The 23598-nt window shown below is 36.9% G+C and carries 12 protein-coding genes; 11 read left to right on the forward strand and 1 reads right to left on the reverse strand.

The features are described from left to right. Window positions 1-9 precede the first annotated feature (9 nt). From PQO00_RS19325 to PQO00_RS19360, 8 genes are all read left to right on the forward strand, one after another. Window positions 10-1638, forward strand: a complete 1629-nt coding sequence (locus tag PQO00_RS19325) for a RagB/SusD family nutrient uptake outer membrane protein (protein WP_274186500.1) — start codon at window positions 10-12, stop codon at window positions 1636-1638. Window positions 1639-1666: 28 nt separating this feature from the next. Beyond that, the gene (locus PQO00_RS19330; RefSeq protein WP_274186501.1) at window positions 1667-2791 is read left to right on the forward strand and encodes a SusE domain-containing protein; all 1125 of its coding nucleotides are present in this window, start codon (window positions 1667-1669) and stop codon (window positions 2789-2791) included. Window positions 2792-2804: 13 nt separating this feature from the next. Beyond that, a complete protein-coding gene (locus tag PQO00_RS19335; protein ID WP_274186502.1) occupies window positions 2805-3962 on the forward strand; it encodes a glycoside hydrolase family 76 protein in 1158 nt (385 codons plus the stop codon). 358 nt (window positions 3963-4320) lie between these two features. After that, on the forward strand, window positions 4321-5301 hold the full coding sequence (locus PQO00_RS19340; RefSeq protein WP_274186503.1) for a LamG-like jellyroll fold domain-containing protein: 981 nt from the start codon (window positions 4321-4323) through the stop codon (window positions 5299-5301). A gap of 665 nt (window positions 5302-5966) precedes the next feature. After that, entirely contained in the window at window positions 5967-7283 is a 1317-nt protein-coding gene (gene fucP, locus PQO00_RS19345; protein WP_274186504.1) for an L-fucose:H+ symporter permease, read from the forward strand. Window positions 7284-7363: 80 nt separating this feature from the next. Next, window positions 7364-8788 carry a glycoside hydrolase family 125 protein gene (locus tag PQO00_RS19350; protein ID WP_274186505.1) on the forward strand — a complete coding sequence of 475 codons (1425 nt, stop codon included), beginning with the start codon at window positions 7364-7366 and terminating at the stop codon, window positions 8786-8788. 13 nt (window positions 8789-8801) lie between these two features. Continuing rightward, complete coding sequence (locus PQO00_RS19355) at window positions 8802-10964, forward strand: GH92 family glycosyl hydrolase (protein WP_274186506.1); 2163 nt, start codon at window positions 8802-8804, stop codon at window positions 10962-10964. A 333-nt stretch (window positions 10965-11297) separates the two neighbouring features. After that, window positions 11298-11609, forward strand: coding sequence for a hypothetical protein (locus PQO00_RS19360; RefSeq protein WP_274186507.1), 312 nt, complete (start codon window positions 11298-11300; stop codon window positions 11607-11609). 80 nt (window positions 11610-11689) lie between these two features. Here PQO00_RS19360 and PQO00_RS19365 read toward each other — a convergent pair whose 3' ends face one another. Then, window positions 11690-14044, reverse strand: coding sequence for a T9SS type A sorting domain-containing protein (locus tag PQO00_RS19365; protein ID WP_274186508.1), 2355 nt, complete (start codon window positions 14042-14044; stop codon window positions 11690-11692). A 1286-nt stretch (window positions 14045-15330) separates the two neighbouring features. Between PQO00_RS19365 and PQO00_RS19370 the strand changes: the two genes are divergently transcribed. From PQO00_RS19370 to PQO00_RS19380, 3 genes are read left to right on the forward strand one after another with little or no spacing between them, the layout of a single operon-like run. Continuing rightward, the gene (locus tag PQO00_RS19370; RefSeq protein WP_274186509.1) at window positions 15331-20511 is read left to right on the forward strand and encodes a gliding motility-associated C-terminal domain-containing protein; all 5181 of its coding nucleotides are present in this window, start codon (window positions 15331-15333) and stop codon (window positions 20509-20511) included. Window positions 20512-20523: 12 nt separating this feature from the next. Further along, on the forward strand, window positions 20524-21459 hold the full coding sequence (locus tag PQO00_RS19375; protein WP_274186510.1) for a type IX secretion system membrane protein PorP/SprF: 936 nt from the start codon (window positions 20524-20526) through the stop codon (window positions 21457-21459). A gap of 11 nt (window positions 21460-21470) precedes the next feature. After that, window positions 21471-23429: an OmpA family protein gene (locus PQO00_RS19380; protein WP_274186511.1), complete on the forward strand. Its 1959-nt coding sequence runs from the start codon at window positions 21471-21473 to the stop codon at window positions 23427-23429. Window positions 23430-23598 lie beyond the last annotated feature (169 nt).

Here is a 23598-nt window from a genome sequence, read left to right on the forward strand (position 1 = left end):
TTAGATACTATGAAAAATATAATAACATATAAATTCAAGTTTATAACAGTCTTGGTCGTTTTGTTTGTAAGCTGCGAACAACTGGAGTTGGCTCCTGAAAACCAGTTTACAGACCTCACCTATTGGAAAAGCGTAAATGAAGCGCAAACCATGTTGAACACGGCCTATTCACAAATGCAAATTAGTAGCCGGTTTTTTTATAACGAAGGTGCGTCAGATAATGCGTATAATGGTAGAGGTGATAACGAAGGCGTTGCTTCTTTGGCAGCAGGCACTTATGATCCTTCCTTGGGAAGGCTTAAATCTGAATGGGGTGATAGATATGCTGGAATTAAATCATGTAACCTGCTTCTTGATAATATAGACCGTGTGCCTGATTTAGATGAAACTGTTAAGAATAGAATGAAAGCTGAGGCACGTTTTATTAGGGCGTTCCAACATTTTCAATTAACCACATGGTTTGGGGATGTGCCATTGATTTCTTCAGATATATCCATAGAAGAAGCTCAAACCATTTCAAGAACGTCACATGCAGATGTTATTGCCTTTGTTTTAGATGAGTTGCAAGCTGCTTCTTTGGAGCTTCCGGATAATACACAGTATGACGTATCAGAAAGAGGAAAAATAACAAAAGGCGCTGCCATAGCTTTAAAGGCTAGAGTGCAGCTGTATGAAAGTAATTGGGATGGGGTTGTTACCGAGTGTGAAAAACTAATAGGCACTACCTCCAATGGAAGTTACGGATTGTTTCCTTCTTATGAGGGTTTGTTCCTTCCTGAAAATGAATATAATAATGAGGATATTTTAAGCTTGCAATATGTACCAGAGCTCAGGACTTGGGGAGAGTTTTTTGATATGGCCCCATTATCGGCGGATGCACGTTTAAACGCTTTGGCTCCTACCCAAGAGTTGGTGGATAGCTATTTAATGATCAATGGTAAAAGAATAAATGAATCTGGTTCAGGGTATGATGAAGATAACCCATATATTAATAGAGATCCTAGGTTAACTAACACGGTTGTTTATCATGGTTATCAATGGAAGGAACCAGGAGGTGGCACTCATACAATATATATCGAACCAGGATCTTCACCAGGTAATGCAACCGATGAGTTTGTGTCAGGATCATCGGCAACCTCTACAGGATACTATACCCGTAAGTATTTCGATCCAACGCATGGATCAGGTTTGGCATCAGGATTAAACTTGATGTTGATACGCTATGCTGATGTTCTTTTAATGTATGCTGAAGCAAAAAATGAATTGGGACAATTAGATGCTGGCGTTTGGGATGAGACTATAAAACCATTGCGAGCGCGTGCTGGTTTTACAGATCCTATGGCGCTTAATTTTGATGCTTTGTTGAATCAAAGTGATTTAAGAGAATTAGTAAGAAATGAAAGACGCATTGAATTGGCGATGGAAGGTTTAAGGATCTTTGATATCAGACGATGGAGAATAGCCGAAGACGTGTTGAATGGATGGGCACATGGTGCGCAATTTGGTCCCATATCACAAGATAACGGGTACTTAAGAGTAAACCAAAGGACTTTTGACCCTAGTAAACATTATTTATGGCCAATCCCTAGGGATGAACGCCTTATAAATAGTAATTTAACTCAAAATCCAAATTGGTAATTAAAAAACTAAACTAAAATTTATAATTATGAAATCAACATATATAAAATTAATGGCCATTGCAATTTTAGCTCTTTTTTCAAGTTGCGATGATGATAATGAATTAACAAGCACGAATGTGTCAAGCGTAGAAACCTTATATGCGCCCGATGACAATAAATTTTATAATCTAGGGGCTCAAAGTTCTGCTGTTTTTGAGTGGCAACATGCCAAAGCAGAAGACAATGGCGTGGTGTTGTATGATGTCGCTTTTGATTTAGAATCTGGAGATTTTTCCAATCCTATTTATGTGACACCTTCTGATGGAAAAGGGTTTCAAAATGTATTGAACCTTTCTTTTACAGAATTAAACAAGATAGCCGAAATGGCGGGTATTCAAGCTAAAAACACTGGAAAGTTAAAATGGACTGTGTTTTCTTCAAAAGGTTTTAACCTTCAACAATCGGGTGTTTCTAGAATTATTGAAGTTGAAAGACCAGCTGGATTTCCAACACCTGATGAACTTTTTATAACTGGTAGCGCTACTGAAGCTGGTGAAGCTATTGAAAATGCCATGTCCTTAAAAAAGACAGGAGCCACAACTTATGAAATATACACTTCTTTAAAACCAGGAGATTATCATTTTATAACTAGAAAAGAAGGTACGCCCGAAGTGTATTTTATTAATGGGGCAAATCTTGAAGCAGATAGCAGCACTACCTATTCGGATACAGAAAAAGTATTTAGAATTAGAATAGATTTTAGTGATGCTTCGGTTAAAATAGTAGAAGTAGAAAAAACAGAATTATGGTTTCCTCCATTAGGTGAATATTTATTTGATTTCGATTATGTGGGTGATGGCACGTGGAGAGCTGCCAATGTGTTTGTTGAGTTTAAACAAGAATCTTGGGGTAGAGATGAGCGCTATAAATTCAAATTTACGATTAATGATGAAGGAAATACTGTTGAAGAGTGGTATGGAAGTACCAATGGAGATAATCAAAGGCCCGATGATAACACGGGGTCTGAATATTGGTATATGGTTCCTGTAAGTGATGATTATTGGGCAAATAGCTTTAAGTTCAATGGAAATGCAGATGAAGCTAATACTGATATCGATATTATTTTTAGTGCAACCGCTCCAGCATACACGCATTCAGTAACGATACTTTAAAAACAAGGATATTATGAATAAAAGAAAAATAGATAACCCTATACTTGTAATTCTAGGATTGCTTTTTGTGGTCTCTTGTTCTGTTGACCCGCGTCCGCTTCGCGATGTAAATAATAACGATGATCAATTTCAATATGATTGGTCAGCAACGGCAGATTCCATCCAAGATGCAACGTATACCCAATTTTTAGGTTCTCAAGGTACTTTTACAGCAAATAATGCTGGAGATAATACATTTCACTATTGGCCAAACGGTCATGCGCTTCATATTTTGGTAGATGGCTATGTTAGAACCGGAGACGCTTCATATGTATCAAAAATGAAAGCATTGTTAAATGGTATTAAAAGTAAAAATGGTAACACCTATGTAAATGTCTTCAATGATGATATGTTGTGGTTGGCTAATGCTTGTGTTAGAGCATATGTTGCCACAAATGACTCTGAATACAAAGATGTTGCAGAATTTTTATGGACTGAAATTCTAAAAAGCCATAGCGATGTGTTTGGTGGAGGTATCACTTGGAAAAAAGATACACCAAAATCGAAAAACGCCGTATCAAATGGCCCAACTATCGTTTTAGCAATGCGTTTATATGATTTAGAAGGAAATACGGAATATCTAGATTGGGCTAAAAATATATATGAATGGCAAAAAAACACATTGGTTGATCCGGCAACAGGATTGGTATGGGATAACATTTCAGAAACCGATGGTGTTGTGACCACCAATAAAGATTGGATATTTACCTATAATATGGGTACATGGATTGGTGCAGGAATAAGGCTCTATCAAGAAACGGGAGAAGAAGACTATCTTTTTAATGCGCTTAAATCTGCCAAAAGCCTTATGACAAGTTCTAAATTAACAACAGAAGGACTATTGAGAGATGAAGGAGAAGGGGATGGAGGCCTTTTTAAAGGTATTTTAGTGCGTTATTTCACAGAATTGATTTTGTTGCCAGATCTTAATACAAACGATCGCAATGCTTTTTTGAAATTTTTTAAATTCAATGTAGAAACATTTCATGCAAAAGGATTGAGTAAGCCAAATATGATGTCTGGTCATAACTGGAAAGTGGCTCCCACTGGAAAAGTTGATTTAACAACCCAACTTAGTGGGGTTATGCTCATTGAAGCTGCTGCTAGATTAGAAGCAGCAGATCTGTTATAGATAAAATGAGTAAACATTAAAACTAAAATATATAAGCTATCTCTCCCTGTTTTTTTCATAGGGGGAGAAGCTATATAATACCAATTATGAATTGAAATATGCTATTCAAACACATTCATTAATTCGTTTTATCACTTTACTCATCATTTCCATAGCTTAGGCTATGCAAATAACTTGCAGCAGGCTAAAACAAATAAGCAATGTCGTTTTCTGTAGCTCATTTCAATTAATAAATTGGTAATACCGCACTTTTTAAAAATAAAAACCACTTTTTTATAGATTGTTAAAAAGAAGAGCGTGCGCTGAACCTACATTTTATAAACTAGTTATGGTATTAACTATTTAAATTTAAAGTATTATGAAAAAAATTACTAACATATTTTTGTGTTTCCTATTAAGTGCTGGATTCACAACTATTAATGCACAAACAAGAAACACACTAGAGTTTGATGCAACTAACGCCGCTAGTCTTGTAGATTGCGGTACTTCAGCAAGTTATTCACCTGCAGTTTTTACCGCAGAAGCCTGGGTAAATATTTACGCTGGGGAGGGGACTATTATGTCTAATGTGGAATGGGTTGGTGGAAATATCGGTTCCAGAGGCTTTACAATTCGATTAAGTGGGCAAAAGGCTCAATTTAATATGGGTATAGGGGAAGTCGGTCCCGGTAATAATTGGTTTGAAGTCACAGCCAACAACGATTTGCCTCTAAATACATGGACCCATGTGGCCGTAGTGTATGATGGCAGTAATGCAGAGATATTTTATAATGGAATATCAGAAGGGTCCGAAAATGGAAGTAATCCTATATTGGTCTCCCAACTGAATTTTTATTTAGGAGAACATCCTACTTGGCCAGATAGACGCTTATCAGGACAGTTAAGTGATGTGCGTATTTGGAATGTGGCCCGTACGGCAGGAGAAATTCAAGCCTCAATGGATGCATTTTTATCAGGCTCGGAAACTGGTTTGGTAGCAAATTGGAAACTAGACGAAGGATCGGGGACTACCGCCGAGGAACAAGTAAACCTTACCAGTGCCACATTAGGGGCCGGTACAACTTGGCAGTTAAATACAAGTTTAAGCATCCATGATGAATTACTTCAAAAGTCATTCAGTATCTATCCAAATCCATCAAGGGGTGTCTTTAAGGTAAAATCAGCCATTAATGAAATAGTATCATATAATATATATACCATTACAGGACAATTGGTAAAAACAGGCTCATTATCTAAAATCGTTGATTCAATTGATTTGTCTGATAAATCTAATGGTTTATATATGTTAAAAGGAACTTTAGAAGGAAAGCATTTCGTTAAAAGGATGATAGTAAATTAAAAAAGTATAAAATGATATAAACAAAAAAGTTAGTTTGTAGTTAGTTGATAGAAGCTTTTAAGTTCATAGGTCAATTAAATTATGTACTTATGGACTTAAGCTTTTTTCATAGGGGAGAAGCTATATAATACCGTACTTTTTTAAAATGAAAACCAGTTTTTTATTGATTGTTTAAAAGAAGAAAGTATGCTGAACCTAATTTTATAAACTAATTATAGTATTAATATTTAAATCTAATGTTTATATATGTTAAAAGGAACTTTAGAAGGAAAACATTTCGTTAAAAGGATGATAGTAAATTAAAAAAGTATAAAATAATATAAACAAAAAAGTTAGTTTATAGTTAGTTGTTAGAAGCTTTTAAGTTCATAGGTCAATTAAATTACGAACTTATGGACTTAGGCTTTTTTCATAGGAAGAAGCTATATAATACCGTACTTTTTTAAATGAAAACCAGTTTTTTATTGATTGTTTAAAAGAAGAAAGTGCGCAGAATCAAAATTTATAAACATCATTATAATATAGTGTCCCTTAAATAAAATTTGAAGCATCTTTTTTTGAATAATAATTTAAAGAAAATCAAAGTTAATTTGATATATGTGGTATGCATTTTTATTTATATATTGACTGAATATTTTTATTTATAGTTAAACAATCAATTTAGTATGAAAAATCAAGATGCTCCCAAAGTAGTATCAAAAAAGGTTCTAGTACCTTTTATTTTAGTAACATCATTATTTGCCTTATGGGGCTTTGCCAATGCGGTAACAGACCCCATGGTACAAGCCTTTAAAAAAGTATTAGAACTTTCAAACTCAGAAGCCGCTTGGGTGCAGATGGCATTTTACGGTGGTTATTTTTGTATGGCATTGCCCGCAGCCATGTTTATGAGAAAGTATTCTTATAAAGTGGGGATATTAATAGGTTTGGGATTGTATGCTACAGGAGCCTTATTATTTTATCCCGCTGCAGTTACCGAGCAATTTTGGTTCTTTTGCTTGGGGCTCTATATTTTAACTTTTGGCTTAGCATTTTTGGAAACAGCAGCAAACCCCTATGCCTTGGCAATGGGTGATAAAGAAACTGCTACCCAACGTTTAAATTTAGCACAGGCATTTAATCCTGTTGGATTGATTGTAGGGTTGTTTGTTGCACAACAATTTGTTTTAAAAAACTTAAAGTCAGATGATGTAGAGGATTTTAGTGTTTTGGATGAAGCGTCCAAAGTATTGATTAGAACATCAGATTTGATGGTCATTCGAAACCCTTATGTGATTTTAGGATTGGTTTTAGTGGCAGTTTTCGTGATTTTCTTTGTAAGTAAAATGCCACAAGCCAAAGATGAAGGCGGTATGCCAAAAATAGGGGAAACTTTTGCTGTTTTGAGTAAAAACTCGAAATATGTTTTAGGGGTTTTGGCGCAAATTTTCCATACAGGGTGTTTGATTATGTGTTGGACTTACATCTACCAATATGCAGAAGCCATTGGTATGGATAGTGTTACAGCAGGTTATTATCAAATGGCGGCCTTTATATTGTTTACTATAGGTCGCGCTGTGGGTACTTATTTATTAAGGTTTATTAGTTCAGGTAAGCTGTTAATGTACTTTGCTATTTTGGGAATGGTATTTACATTGGGAGCAATTTTAATACATGGCATGGTAGGTCTGTACAGCTTGGTTTGTATTTCTTTTTGTATGTCCTTAATGTTCCCAACCATTTATGGTATAGCATTGGGCGATTTAACAGAAGAACAATCAAAAGTAGGTTCAGCAGGATTGATTATGTCTATTGTAGGGGGTGCCCTATTACCAAAAGTACAGGCACTTATCATTGATATAGGAGGAAATGGCGTTGCAGATACTACAATTATAGGGGTTCCAGAAATCAATTTTTCTTATGTATTGCCCCTAATTAGTTTTATTTATATAGGATGGTATGGCCTTCGGGTTTTCAAAAGATACGAAATAGTTAAAATTTAATCATAGATAAAAATTTAAAAGGGCTAAACATGTAATTAATGTTTACTCTTGTTATTATCAAACAAACAGTTATTAAAATCATGCAAAGAAGAAAATTTATTCAAAACACAGCACTTTTTGGAAGTTTAGCAATGGTAGCACCTACCAATATTATGGCAAGTACACTATCAAGAGAATTCCCAGTAGTGCGTGTCCCAAAAGAGAAAAGACATTTTGAAAGCAAATTTATAGAAGATGCTATTAAGGAATTTAAAAAAAATGTAAAAGACGAAGAGCTTTCATGGTTATTCAATAATTGTTTCCCAAATACTTTGGATACTACAGTAACCTTTAGCAAGAAAAATGGCAAACCACATACCTATGTTATCACAGGTGATATCGATGCCATGTGGTTGCGCGATAGTTCTGCTCAAGTATGGCCTTATATGGCATTTGTAGACAAAGATAAAGATTTAAAAGATTTGATTGCAGGTGTTATTAATACCCAAACACAATACATTTTAAAAGATCCGTATGCGAATGCATTTTATAACGACCCTAATAAGAAGGGCGAGTGGACCACAGACCATACAGATATGTTACCTGGTGTTCATGAACGTAAATATGAAATAGATTCTTTATGTTATCCTATTCGATTAGCTTACAATTATTGGAAAACAACTGGAGATACGGCTCCTTTTGATGCAGATTGGCAAAAATCAATCAGAGCCATTTTAAAGGTTTTTAAAGACCAACAAGAAAAGGATGGTACAAACCCATACCATTTTCAGCGTACCACACCATTTGGAACAGATACAAGAGATCTAAAAGGTTATGGATACCCAGTAAAACCTGTAGGGTTGATTTGTTCGGCTTTTAGACCCAGTGACGATTCTACCGTATTTTCATTTTTGGTACCATCAAACTTTTTTGCTGTAGTGAGTTTAAACCAAGCAGCCGAAATGATAGATGCACTTGTTGGAGATGCTGCCCTGTCTAAAGAATTAAGAGCATTAAGTGCTGAGGTAAAACAGGCCTTGCAAGATCATGCCATTGTAAACCACCCAAAATATGGGAACATCTATGCTTTCGAAGTGGATGGCTACGGAAATCATTTGTTGATGGATGATGCCAATGTACCTAGTTTATTGTCTTTGCCATATTTAGATGCTATTGATAAAGATGATTGGGTATATAAAAATACCAGGGAATTTGTTCTGTCTTTAGATAACCCGTTCTTCTACAAAGGAAAAGCGGCAGAAGGTATTGGAGGACCTCATGTAGGTGTGGATATGATTTGGCCAATGGCCATAACCATGCAAGGTTTAACAAGCAATAGCCCCGCAGAAATTAAAAAATGTATTGCCATGCTAAAAGCGACCCATGCGGGAACTGGTTTTATGCATGAAACCTTTCATAAAGATAATCCTAAAAACTTTACAAGATCTTGGTTTGCATGGGCAAACACCTTGTTTGGTGAATTTTTATGGAAGACCTACAAAGAATCACCTGAATTATTATCTTAAATTATATTTTGTAATGAACAATAAGTTTATCTACCCCATTTTTTTGCTGTCAATTTGTTTTATTATTTCATCTTGTCAAAACCAAAATGCAGAAGTTTCCAATGAAAACTTCACAGCATTTGTAGACCCTTTTTTAGGCACGGCACCCTTAACAGATACTAATATAATTGGATATACCCCTCCAAAGGATTGGAGAGTTTGGGCGGGGCTTGTATTTCCGGGGACTTCCTTGCCTAATGCAATGGTTCAGTTGAGTCCCATAACCGAGTATCGTACGGGAGCAGGTTATGAATATGAAGATACAGAAATTTTAGGTTTCACACATACAAACAAAGGGCATTGGAATTACTGTAATATCCCCATTTTACCAGTCTCTGGATCAAAATCATATCCTTATAAATCAAAGTTCTTGCATAAAAAGGAAAAAGCATCACCTGCCTATTATCAAGTTTACTTAGAAGATTTTAAAGTTGATGTGAGACTTAGTTCAACGCTGCGTTGTGGGATTCATGAATATACTTTTGAAAACAACCATGACAAGCGAGTGCTCTTTGACCTAAATAAAGCAAATAATAGAGTCGTTAATTGGGAAATCAATAAAATTGGCACTAAAGAATTGGAAGGTGTGCAAAATATGGGTAGGGATAAGGTTTACTTTTATGCAACCTTAAGTCAAGAGATTGAGCAGTTGGATATAGAGGATAATTATGCGATGATTCGTCTTAAAGATGGTGATTCTGGTCCGTTAATTTTAAAGATTGGATTATCATTTGTAAGTATTAAAAATGCAAAAGAGAATTTAAATGCTGAAATTGGCATGAAGTCTTTTGATGAAATTCATGCAGAAGGTGTTAAGGAATGGGATACTTTACTATCTCGAATAAAAGTTGAAGGCGGATCTGAAAGAGAAAAAGGAATTTTTTATAGTTCCTTATACAGATCTTTTCTATGGCCAGCTTTAAGAAGCGATTTAAACGGGGAATTTACGGATGAGGCAGGAAAAATTAGAAAAGAAAAATTTGATTATTACACTTTACCTTCTTTATGGGACACCTATAGGAACAAATTAGTTTTGTTAGGAATGTTACGGCCTGAGCTTACTGGAAATGTGATTCAAAGTATGGTGGATAGGGGAACGATTACGGGGTTTATACCCACTTTTTTTCATGGAGACCATGCAGCACCATTTATAGCAGGTTCTTATTTTAAAGGGATTACTAACTTCGATGTTCAGAAAGCTTATGAACTCTTATTGAATAATGCTTACAAAGGAGGGGGTACAAGACCACATATTGAAGAATATATAGCAAAGGGATATATATCGGAATTAGCTGTTGAAAAACCCCATGTAGAAACACGAGGCCGTGCTGGAGTTTCTAAAACTTTAGAGTATGCCCATGATGATTATGCCTTAAGTCTTTTGGCCGAAAAGTTAGGAGATTCCGTACATGCGAAAGATTTGATGAAGCGGTCTGAAAATTATAAGTATATGTTTGATAAAAAGACTAAATTTATGAGGGGGCGATTTGATAATGGAGATTGGGTAATACCTTTTGATCCCCAATACCCGTATTACGAATATATGTATCGAGAGGCAAATGCATGGCAACTGTCTTTTTATGTTCCTCATGATATGCCCAGCTTAGTAAATTTATACGGAGGCAAAGAACCGTTTGAAAAAAAATTGGATTCTTTATTTTCAATGCCTTGGAACCCCAATCATATTGCAAGAAACGTGTCTGGTTTCTTAGGGCAATATTGTCATGGAAACCAACCAGATCATGAGTCGCCATTTGCCTATTATTTTGTTGATAAACCAGAAAAATCACAAGCAGTTATAGATAAACTTCTAAAGGATTATTACGGTATTGGAGCCTATGGACTTGCATTGTCTGGGATGGATGACGCAGGAGAAATGTCATCATGGTATGTGTTTTCAGCATTAGGCTTATATCCACTATCTACAGCAGATAACGAGTATATAACAACCATTCCAATTTTTGATGAGATTAAATGGCAATTGAATGATGGTAAGGAATTAACCATTTCAAAAAAAGGAACGTCCCGTAAATTGAAATCAATAGAAATCAATGGGAAAACATTAAAGGATCATTTTGTACCCTATTCGGTTTTTGAAACAGGAGGCGTACTAAATATTGAGACAGAAAACCAATAATCGAATTTTTAATCGAAAAGCATACCTCGAGGCTTTGCGTCGGTCCTGCCTGTCGGCAAAGGCAGACCCAATGTAAAGCCTCGAGCCTGTCTACCGACTAGGTAGGGATTGTTAGTTTCAAGAAATTCTTTTATTTTTAGAAAAAATGGTTGTCAATTTTATGTGTTAGTCCTTTTAAATTTATCATAAAGAATATATGTTATACATTTTAGGAGCTATGATAAGATATATAACTAACAATGCACGCTAAGGGTAAAGCAAGCGGGTAACACACTGGCGTATGTTAAATTTTGTATCTATATTTTTTAAAAAACTTATTTAACATCTAATAAAATGATAATAGTAAAAGTAACTTACACAACAAAAACAGAATTCGTAGAAGAAAACCAAAAGAACATCAATCTTTTTATGGCTGATTTTAAAAAAATGCAAACGAATGGGTTTAATTATACATCGTACCTCTGTGAAGATGGTAAAACATTTATACACCTCTCGCATTATATAAATGAAGAAATCCAAAAGGAACTACTTCAGGTGCCTTCGTTTTTGTTTTTTCAAAAGCAACGAGATGAGAGTGGTTTGGAGAATCTACCAAGTATAGAAGTATTAAAATTAGTGGATACTTCGAAACCTTTCTTTAATTAAATATATTCAATCATGATTCGTTACCATATTTTTTGGATAGAGTTCTGAACTAAAAAAGAGTTAATAATTTCTTTACACCATTATTTTTTTACACTTTTTCTAGTAATTACCATATCATTGGAAAGTGTTACTTTAGCAATATAAATGGTGTTTTTTAACTTAGATAAGTTATAAGTTTCAGTACTATTTTGTCCTTTAAATTTGTATAATAATCTTCCTAACAAATCAAAAACAGAAACGGTTCTAATCTTTAAATTTTTAGACGTTGTAAATCTTACAAGTTCGTTATCTAAATCAACAATTTTAAGCGCATTGGCTTCCAAAGCAGTTTCTTTGGTTGTCAAGGCATTGTTGTTGAACATCACCGTAAAGCGGTTATTGAATTCACCGGGATTTGAGGTGAAAGTATACTCAGATTCACTCAAATTATGCACTTTATCTAGTACATTATCTTTTAAATAAATGGTGTTATTGGTTAAAAAATCGCCTTGTAATTGAGCAATGGATAAGGTGTATAAAGTTGCTACATCAATATTGGTGGTAAAACCTAATGCAATGGTTTCATCTGCATCCAAACTATTTACGGCCTTACCTTGAATAACAAATTTTTTAACGGAATTTTTTATTGTTGAATAAAGAGAAGCAGGTGTTTTTGGAGCAACAATCTTATTGGCATCATAAAAAGAGCCATCATCATTATTTGTGGCACCTTCAACATAGCCAATTAATATTTGATTAAATATACCATTATCAGAAGTTAAATCAATCCAAAGTTTGTTTGAGGTCGAATTATTTTTGCTTTTAGAATTTGCGGTTTTGAAGAATTGACTGTTATCAGGCGACAAAGATAGGCTCCTCATGGAGTTATTGAAAACTACAGTTCCAGTGCTGGTAGGATAGGTATCAGAAAAAGATACTAAAAATGCTTGCCCAGAAGGAATAAAACCATTTGGAGTAGTTGGATCACCGCCTTGAATGCCACCAACACCAACATTATACACAGCATAATCTGCTGCTGAAAAATTAAGATCTTCATTTCCGTTGGCAGTACTAGAAGGGGGCATGTATTGAGACCAAAAATATATAGCGCCCTCCAAAGGCCCAGCGGGATACATATTTTGTGTCATAAAAGCATCTATATCAATCGCAGAAGGATATGGGTTGCCAATTAAATTCCAGTTAAAATCTAAAGTAGTGACGTCATTTCTATAAACGGGCACATTGATAACACCATTATTAAAAGGGCCTTCAAACGTATAATCAAATTGATACGGAGGTGGAAATAACGGGGGAAATCCCGTTTTGCTATGCATGGCAGCATAGCCAACACCAGGAACCATAGGGGTAGAGCTGTCAACAGACTGCCAGTCATTGCCTTCATCATCAAAATCATCCTGTCCCAACACAAAAACGTTGTTGTTGTTTGTTTCTGCATATGCATCATTAAATTGGGAGGCATTAAATGAATAGCGTCTTCCAGGTTGAGATTCTGCTAATGCGGTTCCAATGGTTTCTCCAGAAACGGGAGAGCTCCAATAGGTATATTCATACCAAGCATTTATAAAAGAGGTTCTTTTTATAACATTAATGTCACCGTTAACGGTTATTGCCCCAGCATCATTGTTTTGTATAAAAGAACCATAGGGCTGTACAGTTAAATGAGAGTCAGTATCAACAACCAAATCATTATCTACTTCTATATAAGTAGCATTAGCTATATTTAAGTTATACCCGGGGTTTAGGGTTATCGAACAAGCACTAAAACTTGTTTGGATGCCTCCAACACTTGTATCATAGTCATCATCAATTATAACATGTTTTCCTAAGGAAGGCAACCCGTTAGACCATGTGCCAGAAGACCAAGTGGTTGTAATAGCAGAAACAAGCCCGTTAAAAGTAAAATCGTTAATACTGAAATGTCCGTTTAAAAGATTAAGACCTCCCCAAGCATAAAACCTAAACGTAATAGGTACAGAAATATTTTGATAGGCCGATAGGTCTATTGTTGTGCCCGTAGCATTGGGAGTGCCTATGTTTGATGAATAGCCATCCATACTGCTTCTAAAAGCAAAAGAAGCTGGACCTAAAATAATAGTACTTTCTGCTGAATATACAAAACTTATAAAATCAATTTCATAACAAGCGTTTGGGGTCAATGTAAATTCAAAATAATCATTTGTATTAAGCCCTGCGAGATTCCAATTATTAGCATTGTACCTGTTATTTGCGTTTGCACCTGAGATACCAGAACCTCTACCAATTCCAGAAACGGTAATGTTACTGTCAAATGTTTCTCCAATAGTGTAAGGATTTGAAGTGTTCGGGTTAGTACCCGTTATGGGATTATTATAAATGCTTTGCCCAAAGCCAAAAGTACATTGTACTGTGATCATTAAAAAATTAAACAGACATTTTGAATTAGTAATTGTATTCATTTATATCTAAAATTTAATTATAGGAAAGGTGTTTAAGACAAAACCTTAATTTTAAAATGTAAAAATAATCTTATGTAATTTTAATAAAAAAAGAAATACCTTACAAATTTTTTTTGTTTTTTTAACGGCATGGAGCATTATACTTGAAAATGAAAACATATAATAATGACATAAAGTTGCTACCGTTTATTGACTTTTATCATTTAATAACACATTTAAAACCATTAGTGTCCGACTAAAGACGTAAGACCGCTTCGCTATTGGAACCAAGAACAAAGACATGATTGTAACTAACAGACAAACAGAGACACCACTATTGTTTTACATCCAGAAACCTAAATATTTCATGTTATTTTATATTGATTTAGCTATAAGTTATTGTGCTATCCGATTCAGGGCATATTACAAAAAAACAAAGCAAGTAAGTGGTATCTACTTTCCCGAATACGAGTCATAGAACTTAGATAAACTTTAAGGAGTTTACAACCAATATGGCTTTAATACCAATTATGACTCAAAACAACCCCTATAATTTGTTTAGCTCACAGATCTAATTTGATAAATAGGAGTTCATGAATCTTCGATTACAATTTCGCTCATATTTCAATATAAAACATGAGCTCAGCTTGACTGGGTATAACACCATAACAAAGGCCAATGTCATTAAGTTAAGGCAGTAATGTCAGTCTGAGCGCAGTCGAAGACCAATAGGAGATCTAGTTTTATTAGCATTTCGACTTTAGTTTATGCTGAGCCTTTCGACTTCGCTCAAGATAAACTATAGCCGAAGTACTCAATGTGATAAAAAGGGGCAAATTTCCTTAACTTAATGACATTGAACAAAGGCTATGATTGAATTTTCTATCTTATCTGAACAAAATATAATTCAAATTATTTATAGCTCATTTTAAATAATAATTGGTATAAGTGATCATTTTATATAATAAAGATTGAAGCCCATTAATAGAATTTTACACACTATATAAGTAGGATTTTTTTTATGCATTTCGTCGAAAAAACTTCTATTTATTTGTTTTTGTAGGTTAATAAGCGTTAAATTTATTTTAAATTATATTGCAAAAATGCAGTTAATATACTGTAAATTAGTCTATTAGTTTGTTATAAGAGGTGGCTTTAAACACATTGATTTTCTCTCACAAAAAATATATTTAAAGCTAGGAGATACACTCCTATCATTTTAAATAATGTGTTGTTATAGTTAGCAAATAAAACATTGGTTTTACCGAGTTATATATGAGTTTTTTAACCTTAACCCTATAATAATTATGAGAAAAATTACCTACTTGTATTTAGTTGTTTCTAAATTTTGTATCCGAACAAAACCTAAGCTTTTTGGTATAACATTATTGTTTGTGCTTTTATCTTTCACTAGTGTATTTGCTGTTTGGAGTGATAATATATATAATAGGATAAGTAATTATTTTCTTCCAGTTACGGTACCATGTAACACAGATTTACCCGTACCTATTACAAATTCAGATTATACAGATTTAACTGCCACATCTACCACAACTGGAATATGTGTTATTGGATGCGGTATACAAGATGCTGCAAACCTAGTAGATTCTAACCATACAAATTTTGCATCGGCAACCACACTATTAGGAGTGGGAGTTACACACACTTTAAGGGTTACAGATAATACCTTAGATGAATATTATAGTTCCGGAAACTATGCAGGGTTTTTAATAGAAAATAGCTCTGTTGTTCAGAATGATTTACTAGATGCCATAGTTGTTAGAACTTATTTGGATGGCGTGGAACAAGAGTCGAACTCTAGCACTTCATTGTTGGCTGTAAATAGTACGCTATTAGGATCTAATAGCTATTATGTTGGTTTTTATACGACTCAAAATTTTGATGCGGTTGAAATATCTATTTCAAGTTTAGCATCAGCCTTATCTACTACTAATATTTATTATGCCGTAACGAATAGTTTTTGTGTTGGACCAGCTTTAGAGTGCAATACACCTACTATGTTGGCAAAGCCAAATTTTCCAGCACGTATTGTAAATGAACACACAGGAATGGAAGGTGTAATAAGTACAGGAAGTGTTGTAAATGCTATAGAAGCCATAGATTCAGATAGTAATACGTATGCTAGTATGAATTTTAATTTAGGAGTGGGCGCAACAGGAAATTTAGCTATAAAAGATGAGTTGACAAACCATATAGCGAATACTTATGTTGGTTTTGATATTGAAAATACTTCAGTTTTAAGTCTAGATTTATTAAATGGTATCACGCTAAGAACGTATCTGGATGGTGTTTTACAAGAAAGTAAAACAGGTAGTTCAGAATTATTATCGGTTGATAGCGGTTTGTTGTTTACGGGAACAGAGCGTTCACAAGTCGGTTTTGTTACAGCATTACCTTTTGACGAAGTTCAAATAAGCATTGAGCAAACCTCAATCAATTTAGGCAGTACGCGCATTTATGGTTTAGTATTGGAATCTTTTTGTGAAGGCCCTCTTGAATGTGATACACCAACGGTGTTGAGCAATCCTTCCCAATCAGTAATAATCAATAACAGTCGTACAGGCGTAGAGGGTATTGCTTGTGTAGGTTGTGAAGTAGATAATGCTACGAATGTGATTAGTGAGAGTAACTCGGATTTTGCATTAATTAATGTTGCTGTAGGTGTATCGGAAACAGCATCTGTTTCGGTTAAGGACGTACTTGTTGATTATCCTGTGGGTACGTTTGCTGGATTCGTTTTAAGGGACACAAACAATTTATTGGAAATTAATTTGTTAAGTTCAATAATCATAACAACTTATTTAGATGATGTTCAACAAGAGCAACAAACAGCGGGAAACCTATTGGCTATAGATCCATCAGGCTTAGTTGATATAATACCAACATCTACAACCGATTTTTATGCTGTTGGCTTTGATACAACATTAGCTTTTGATGAAGTAAGAATTACTGTTGAATCACTTGCAGGAGTACTCAATTCAATTGAAGTATACGGTGAATTTATTGATGCAACTAATAGTGATTTTTGTCAAGTCGCAGATATCGCTTTAATAAAGACCGGGGTGTTCAACGATGAAGATGCCGATGGCTGCAGTGATGTAGGCGAGACCCTAACGTACACCTTTACGGTGACCAACACGGGCAACAGCAGCATTACCAATGTGGTACTGACCGACCCGATGTTGGGAGGTGCCATTGCACTGGCATCTGGCGACACGGACTCGGACAGTGAACTGGATGTCACGGAAACGTGGACCTACACGTCGAGCTATGCCATAACCCAGGCGGATATCGATGGGGGATCGGTGAGCAACCAGGCCACGGTAACAGGAACGAGCACGGGCGGTACCGATGTATCGGACCTGTCGGACGACGACAGTGCCCTGGAGGACGATGTTACGGAGACCGCCTTGTGCCAATCTGCAGGTATCGCTTTGATAAAGGTTGGGGTGTTCAACGATGAAGACGCCGATGGCTGCAGCGATGTAGGCGAGACCCTAACGTACACCTTTACGGTGAGCAACACGGGGAACAGCAGCATTACCAATGTGGTACTGACCGACCCGATGTTGGGAGGTGCCATTGCACTGGCATCTGGCGACACGGACTCGGACAGTGAACTGGATGTCACGGAAACGTGGACCTACACATCGAGCTATGCCATAACCCAGGCGGATATCGATGGGGGATCGGTGAGCAACCAGGCCACGGTAACAGGAACGAGCACGGGCGGTACCGATGTAACGGACCTGTCGGACGACGACAGTGCCCTGGAGGACGATGTTACGGAGACCGCCTTGTGCCAATCTGCAGGTATCGCTTTGATAAAGGTTGGGGCGTTCAACGATGAAGACGCCGATGGCTGCAGCGATGCCGGCGAGACCCTAACGTACACCTTTACGGTGAGCAACACGGGGAACAGCAGTATTACCAATGTGGTACTGACCGACCCGATGTTGGGAGGTGCCATCGCACTGGCATCTGGCGACACGGACTCGGACAGTGAACTGGATGTCACGGAAACGTGGACCTACACATCGAGCTATGCCATAACCCAGGCGGACATCGACGGGGGATCGGTGAGCAACCAGGCCACGGTAACAGGGACGAGCACGGGCGGTACCGATGTAACGGACCTGTCGGATGACGACAGTGCCCTGGAGGACGATGTTACGGAGACCGCCTTGTGCCAATCGGCAGGTATCGCTTTAATAAAAACAGCCCTGTTCAACGATGAAGACGCCGATGGCTGTAGCGATGCCGGCGAGACCCTAACGTACACCTTTACGGTGACCAACACGGGCAACAGCAGCATTACCAATGTGGTATTGACCGACCCGATGTTGGGAGGTGCCATTGCACTGGCATCGGGCGACACGGACTCGGACAGTGAACTGGATGTCACGGAAACGTGGACCTACACGTCGAGCTATGCCATAACCCAGGCGGATATCGATGGGGGATCGGTGAGCAACCAGGCCACGGTAACAGGAACGAGCACGGGCGGTACCGATGTAACGGACCTGTCGGACGACGACAGTGCCCTGGAGGACGATGTTACGGAGACCGCCTTGTGCCAATCTGCAGGTATCGCTTTGATAAAGGTTGGGGTGTTCAACGATGAAGACGCCGATGGCTGTAGCGATGCCGGCGAGACCCTAACGTACACCTTTACGGTGAGCAACACGGGGAACAGCAGTATTACCAATGTGGTACTGACCGACCCGATGTTGGGAGGTGCCATCGCACTGGCATCTGGCGACACGGACTCGGACAGTGAACTGGATGTCACGGAAACGTGGACCTACACATCGAGCTATGCCATAACCCAGGCGGACATCGACGGGGGATCGGTGAGCAACCAGGCCACGGTAACAGGGACGAGCACGGGCGGTACCGATGTAACGGACCTGTCGGACGATGACAGCGCCCTGGAGGACGATGTTACGGAGACCGCCTTGTGCCAATCGGCAGGTATCGCTTTGATAAAGGTTGGGGCGTTCAACGATGAAGACGCCGATGGCTGCAGCGATGCCGGCGAGACCCTAACGTACACCTTTACGGTGAGCAACACGGGGAACAGCAGTATTACCAATGTGGTATTGACCGACCCGATGTTGGGAGGTGCCATCGCACTGGCATCTGGCGATACGGACTCGGATAGTGAACTGGATGTCACGGAAACGTGGACCTACACATCGAGCTATGCCATAACCCAGGCGGATATCGATGGGGGATCGGTGAGCAACCAGGCCACGGTAACAGGAACGAGCACGGGCGGTACCGATGTATCGGACCTGTCGGACGACGACAGTGCCCTGGAGGACGATGTTACGGAGACCGCCTTGTGCCAATCGGCAGATATCGCTTTGATAAAGGTTGGGGTATTCAACGATGAGAACGCCGATGGCTGCAGCGATGCCGGCGAGACCCTAACGTACACCTTTACGGTGAGCAACACGGGGAACAGCAGTATTACCAATGTGGTACTGACCGACCCGATGTTGGGAGGTGCCATCGCACTGGCATCTGGCGACACGGACTCGGACAGTGAACTGGATGTCACGGAAACGTGGACCTACACATCAAGCTATGCCATAACCCAGGCGGATATCGATGGGGGATCGGTGAGCAACCAGGCTACCGTAATGGGGATTGGTGTTAATGGAGTTGATGTCAATGATCTATCTGATGATGATAGTGTATTGGAAGACGATGTAACAGAAACTATCTTATGTATCTCAAATTCTATTTCACTTGAAAAAGAAGGCGTGTTTAATGATGAAAACAACAGTGGAGCAGTTCAAGTGGGCGAAACAATTACTTATACGTTTACCGTTTATAATACAGGAGAGAACATACTTTATAATATTACAATTCAAGATGCGCTTCCTGGCATTGTAATTCAGGGAGGTCCAATTATGGAATTATTACCTGGTGAAACGGATAGCACCACTTTTACAGCTACTTATACAGTAACAGCTCAAGATATTAGTGATGGAATGGTAACCAATCAAGCTATTGTAATAGCGGAAGATATTCTTGGAAACCCAGTTACGGATACATCAGATGATCCCAATAATCCAGATAATGTTGATGTTAACAATGATGGAGAACCTGATGATCCCACAATAACAATTCTACCAGATAGTTCGAATGCACCTTTTGAGATATTCAATGCCATGTCTCCAGACGGTGACGGATTAAATGATTTCTTTAGAATTGATGGTATCGAAAATTATCCAGATAATAATCTTAAAATATATAATCGATGGGGAGTTTTAATTTATGAAACAGATGCTTATGGTGTTAATAGTAAAACGTTCAAAGGAATGTCTGATGGACGTGTAACAGTTAGTAAAAAAGAAGCACTACCTACAGGCACTTATTTTTACATATTAACACGATTCACTACTAATCAAGATCCATTGATTAATAAGGGGTATTTGTACATAAAAAGAAATTAAAACTAAAATCACATGAAATATTATTTATTATTCTTATTAGTTTTTGTAAGTGTTAATTTAAGTTTTTCACAACAAGATCCCCAATACACGCAATACATGTATAATACGCAAGTTGTAAACCCAGGTTATATAGGGTCTAAAGATGCTCTTGGTTTTGGGTTGTTATATAGAACACAGTGGGCAGGTTTTGAAGGTGCCCCAAATACAGGAACACTTACTTTTAATTTACCATTGGGAGAATTAAAAAGAAGCGCCATCGGGCTTTCTATTGTAAACGATGAAATTGGTCCAACTGTTGAGACGAATTTTGTGATAGATTATGCATATTCCTTACTGTTCTCAGACGTTTCAAAGCTATCGTTTGGAGTAAAAGGAGGTATTAATATTTTCAATATAGATTATAACAAATTAAATATCTACGATAATAGTGATTGGCAATTTTTAGAAAATATTGATAGAAAGATTCAACCACAAGTAGGCGTTGGGATTTATTATAATACAGATAGAATGTATTTAGGGTTATCGGTACCAAATTTTTTAAATACCAAACACTATAACTCTAATGATGTTAGTAGTACAAATGAAGACGCTATAGCTATTGAGCGCTTACACTATTTTTTCATTGCAGGTTATGTGTTTAATATAAGCGATCATGTGAAATTTAAACCAGCAACCATGTTAAAATGGGTTAATGGTTCACCGCTACAAGCCGATGTATCTGCTAACTTTTTGTTTAATGATAAGTTTACCCTTGGTGCTGCTTATAGATGGGATGCCGCAGTAAGTGCCATGGCAGGATTTCAAATTAGCAATCAATTCTTTGTTGGTATGGGGTATGATTTTCAGACCACCGAGATTGAGAAGCAAAGTAATGGCTCATACGAAATTATTTTACGATTTGATGTTTTTAATAAAACCGAACGTATACTAACCCCAAGATTTTTCTAAACTTAAAAACCATGAAAAAAAATACAGTTATAATATTGTGCCTTTTGAGTTTTGGTATTAACATAAATACTTTAGCTCAAGTAGGCAAATTGGAAAAGGCGAACTTTAAGTATGATAAATACGATTATATAGATGCTCGTGAAATTTATTTAAAAGTTGTTGAAAACGGTTATAAGTCTGCTGAAATTTATAGAAAGATAGGAGATACTTACTATTTCAATAGTGAGTATTCAGGTGCTGCAAAATGGTATTACGACCTCACAAAAGAGTTTCCAAACGATGCGCAACCAACAGATCATTTTAGGGCAGCAAAATGCTTAAAAACAATGGGGCAGTTTGAAGAATATGAAAGGCTGATGGAAATATACAAATCAAAAGGAGGCGAAGTGATTGCTGTTGGCTCATATAAAAATGTCGCCGATACTTTATTCAAAAAGCGGGCTCAGGATAAACTATTTGAAATAGAAAAAATAGCTGTAAATACAGACTACTCAGATTTTGGTCCAGCATTTTATGGCAATAGTGTTGTCTTTGCCTCTAGTAGTAATTCCATTGGCTCCATTGAAAATGAATCTGCAGACCTATCGGGTTGGGACAATCAACCATTTTTAGATTTATATATAGCAACTCCAAATGAAGCATTGAATTTAACTAAGGCCGAAGCTTTAAAAGGTGATATTAATTCACCTTACCACGAGTCTACTGCTGTTTTTACCAAAGATGGGAATACCATGTATTTCACCAGAAATAATTATTTAAATGGTAAAAAAGGTAGAGACAAAGAACATGTGGTAAGACTTAAAATATACAAAGCAACAAAAAACGGCAATAGATGGGAAAATATAAAAGAACTTCCTTTTAATAATGATAGTTATTCTGTGGGACATCCGGCATTAAGTACAAAGGAAGACAAACTTTATTTTGCTTCCGATATGCCCGGTACTTTAGGAATGTCTGATATTTGGTATGTGAAAATATTAGGAAATGATATTTATACCGAACCAGTAAATATGGGAGAAGTTATAAATACCCCAGCAAGAGAAACATTTCCGTTTATAAGTGCCGAGAACAATTTATACTTTTCGAGCGATGGCCATACAGGTATGGGGGGATTGGATATTTTTGCTGTGACATTATCTGAAAAAGAGAAAGGTCACGGAGAAATTTCAACGTTTGGAGTTCCTATAAACAGTCCTAAAGACGATTTCAGTTTTATTATAAAAGAAGGAAGAATAGGCTACCTAGCATCCAATAGAGATGGAGACGAAGGAAGTAGAAGTGACGATATTTACCAAATTTGGGAACACTGTGAGATTACCATTCAAGGACCAGTTACCGAAGAAGAAACGGGAAACTTAATTCCCGGAGCAGAAGTAACACTTATAGATAGTAATAATAATGAAATAAAAACAATGACAGTGGGAGAAGATGCTGTCTTTACTTTTACGCTAAATTGTAGTGAGCAATATTTGATAAGAGCTAAAAAAGAAAGCTATGACCCTAAAGAGCAAGTCATAGAGACGCCAAAAAATCCTAAAACTATTGAAATGCCTATTACCTTGAATATACCTATGAGCTTAAAGCCTTCAGATGATTGTCCACCAGAGGATTTAGGCTGCAGATTAACGCTTCAACCAATTTATTTTGATTTTGATAAATCTGATATTCGTCCAGATGCCGAAATAGAATTAGCAAAAATTTTAACAGCTTTAAAAGAATATCCAGCATTAAAAATTCATATTGAATCGCATACAGATTCTAGAGGAAAAGATTTGTATAATTTAAAGCTGTCTGAAAAACGAGCACAATCTACGTTGAATTGGTTGTTTGATAAAGGGGTTAGTAGAAAGAGGTTAACGGCTAAAGGTTATGGCGAATCCCAATTAATTAATAAGTGTTCAAATGGGGCAGAGTGCACCGAAGAAGCACATCAACTTAACCGCCGCTCTATGTTTATTATCCAAGATTAGTATAATTAATAGTAGTTAAATGTCAGAAAGAGGGTGTCTAAAAAGTAATATGTAAGCTTCCCTTGATTAGAACTGCTTAATTGTCCAATATCTCTATAAAGTTATTATTTTTAATTCTCATGGGGCTAGCCCCATGAGAATTTTCTTCTGCATATTTTATTGGTGACTT

The organism is Flavivirga sp. 57AJ16 (assembly GCF_028736925.1).
In the GTDB taxonomy this organism is placed as follows: domain Bacteria; phylum Bacteroidota; class Bacteroidia; order Flavobacteriales; family Flavobacteriaceae; genus Flavivirga.